Here is a 2,333-nt window from a genome sequence, read left to right as displayed (position 1 = left end):
CCCTGTCAGCAGCGACAACAGGCCTATCCGTCCTGCGGCCATCGCAGTTGCCCGGCCTGTCAGCACGGCACCAACCGCCAGTGGCTGGAGCGGCAACGACAGAAATTGCTGCCGGTGGACTATTTCCTGGTGACCTTCACCCTGCCAGTCCAGTTGCGGGGCTTTGCCTGGCATCATCTTCGGTGGACCTGTCACACCCTGTTCCAGGTTGCCCGGGAGACCCTGAACCAGTTTGCCCGCAACGATCAACGCCTGGGCAACCAACTCGGGCTGGTGGGGGTGTTGCACACCCACTCCCGGCGCTTGGCCTTCCACCCCCATGTCCACATCGTGATCCCCGGCGGCGGGCTGACCGGATCTCGCTGGCAACGCCGGGCCGGAAAGTACCTGTTCAATGGCCGGGCTCTGGCCCGGGTGTTCCGCGCCAAGTTCCTCGACCGAATGCGCAAGCAGGGCTTTGCCTTGCCGGACGCCATTCCCCGGGACTGGATCGCCCAGTGTGAGCAGGTCGGGCGCGGAGATCACGCGCTGACTTATCTGGCCCGTTACCTCTATCGCGGGGTGCTGCGGGAGCCGAATATCGTGGCCTACGATAGCGAACAGGTGACCTTCCGCTACCGGGACAGCCAGACCCAGTGTTGGCAGACCCTGACGGAACCGGCGGATCGATTCCTCTGGCGAGTCTTGCAGCACGTCTTGCCAAAGGGGCTGCGACGGGTGCGGGAATACGGTTTTCTGCACAGCGGGGCACGCAAGACGCTACACCGGTTGCAGTTGCTTCTCCGCGTGACGCTACCGTCGATGGCAACCGTAAGCCAACCCCGCAAGCAACGCGCTTGCCCCTGTTGTGGCCAGCCCATGAGCCTCACGGTCTGGCGCCAACCCTGCCGGTGGCCAGTCATTCGGCGACGATGGCCAGCATAAATTACCGACCATCCGACACGTACTCAAGCGGGAGGAGCCAACGCACCTTATGACACCACGACCAGGGCACACCGGCTGCCAGCTTCACCGGCGGCCCCGGGTAACTCTGGCCTGACAAAAGAGGCCGCCCAAAGCCAGGGCCAAAGCACCTCTGAGTTCTCCGCCGCTATTTCCTTAATAATGAAGCACCGGGCTCGTCCAACACCGGATCAGGTCGCGGCGGTGCGCGACCTATCCTTATTTGTTAGCTGGGGGCATCAATGAAGCTCGATCCTTGGCAACCAACATCGCAGCCTGCACCGCTGCCCTTGCACCAAAGTCCACTGATGCACTGTGATAAAAACCACCGCCAGTGATGCGGCGAATGAACCTGAGCGTCAGAGTGGCAGGTAAGTAAGGAACCATTTACCGGCGGACAACCCCACGACCGGAACACTCACGTTACTACCAACACCGCTGACCGATTGAGCTGCCAGCAACACGCCAAATTTGCGGGCCTTGGCAACACCACCGCGCTACCAGATTTGCCACCCGTTTTCGGCCAAGGCCATTGGCACCCGGCCACCCCCAAAAGACCAAAGCACTACCAGCTAACGCTGAGCACAGCGGCGACCTTGGAATGGCGACGAAGGAGCCATGGAAAGGGCGTCCGGCGGCCATCGGCCGCATACTGCTGCGCCTTGTTAATTGGATACCTCAATGTACCACTTGGGCTTAATGCGCCCGAAATCCCGGCGGACGTTTGATTTCAAAGCCTTTTTGGAATCCAGCACCTTTGCCTCGCCGCCCTCTCGGACAAACACCACCCAATGCCAGAATGGCTTACTCCGTTCCGTGCGCCATTTGATAGCCATGAGAGCCTTGTCTGGGAGGCGCTCCCAAGACTCGAAGGGAACTTCTTTGGGCGACACCGAGATACCGAATTCCCGCAGAAGCTTTCGGACGTGCTCAGTTTCTGACCATAGCGCTGTATCTGCGGCATAAACACCCAGAGCGTTGGCCTTCCGCTTGGCCTCAGCATAGCTGACACCCGCGAGAGCAGCGCTTGCTGCAATACCACAACCCGTTGTTTCTTCCTGGATGACTGGTTCCATGTCTCTACCAATTAACGCCCTGGCTTTGCGGCGCACCGGAGCGCCAGCGCAGGTGCGTCCGACAACAGCCACTTGTTATGTGTCACTGCGTAGCTTGAATACTTTAAACCAAACTGCTCGACCAGCCATCGTCAAGCTAAAAATTACTAGGCTGCTTACGATGAGCCACGATGCTCCTACTCCAAACCAGTTTAGCCAATTGATAGTGCCATCACAGTGAAACTCACATTGCGGGTTGTGCTGCCAAGCCACATACATATTGAACATTGCCAGCAATAAACCGACCAACAAAGAAATAGATGCAGCCGCTTTCAT

The 2,333-nt window shown here is 58.9% G+C and carries 3 protein-coding genes; 1 reads left to right on the top strand and 2 read right to left on the bottom strand.

The features are described from left to right. The coding region (locus C7H09_RS10775; RefSeq protein ID WP_106761970.1) for an IS91 family transposase at positions 1–924 on the top strand (924 nt) is incomplete at its 5' end. Positions 925–1,607: 683 nt separating this feature from the next. Here the strand turns inward: C7H09_RS10775 and C7H09_RS10770 are convergent. Beyond that, complete coding sequence (locus tag C7H09_RS10770; protein WP_106762519.1) at positions 1,608–2,018, bottom strand: hypothetical protein; 411 nt, start codon at positions 2,016–2,018, stop codon at positions 1,608–1,610. A gap of 75 nt (positions 2,019–2,093) precedes the next feature. Beyond that, positions 2,094–2,333: hypothetical protein (locus C7H09_RS19985; RefSeq protein WP_106762518.1), on the bottom strand; the 240-nt coding region annotated here is incomplete at its 5' end.

It is taken from the genome of Marinobacter fuscus (genome assembly GCF_003007675.1).
Taxonomy (GTDB): domain Bacteria; phylum Pseudomonadota; class Gammaproteobacteria; order Pseudomonadales; family Oleiphilaceae; genus Marinobacter; species Marinobacter fuscus.
The sequence above is the reverse complement of the archived record's forward strand: the minus strand, read 5'-3'. Positions and strand labels throughout refer to the sequence as shown.

What these genes read in the sequence shown, in the direction of transcription:
- C7H09_RS10770 (WP_106762519.1), bottom strand. Translation starts at nt 2,018, where the DNA reads ATGGAACCAGTCATCCAGGAAGAAACAACGGGTTGTGGTATTGCAGCA.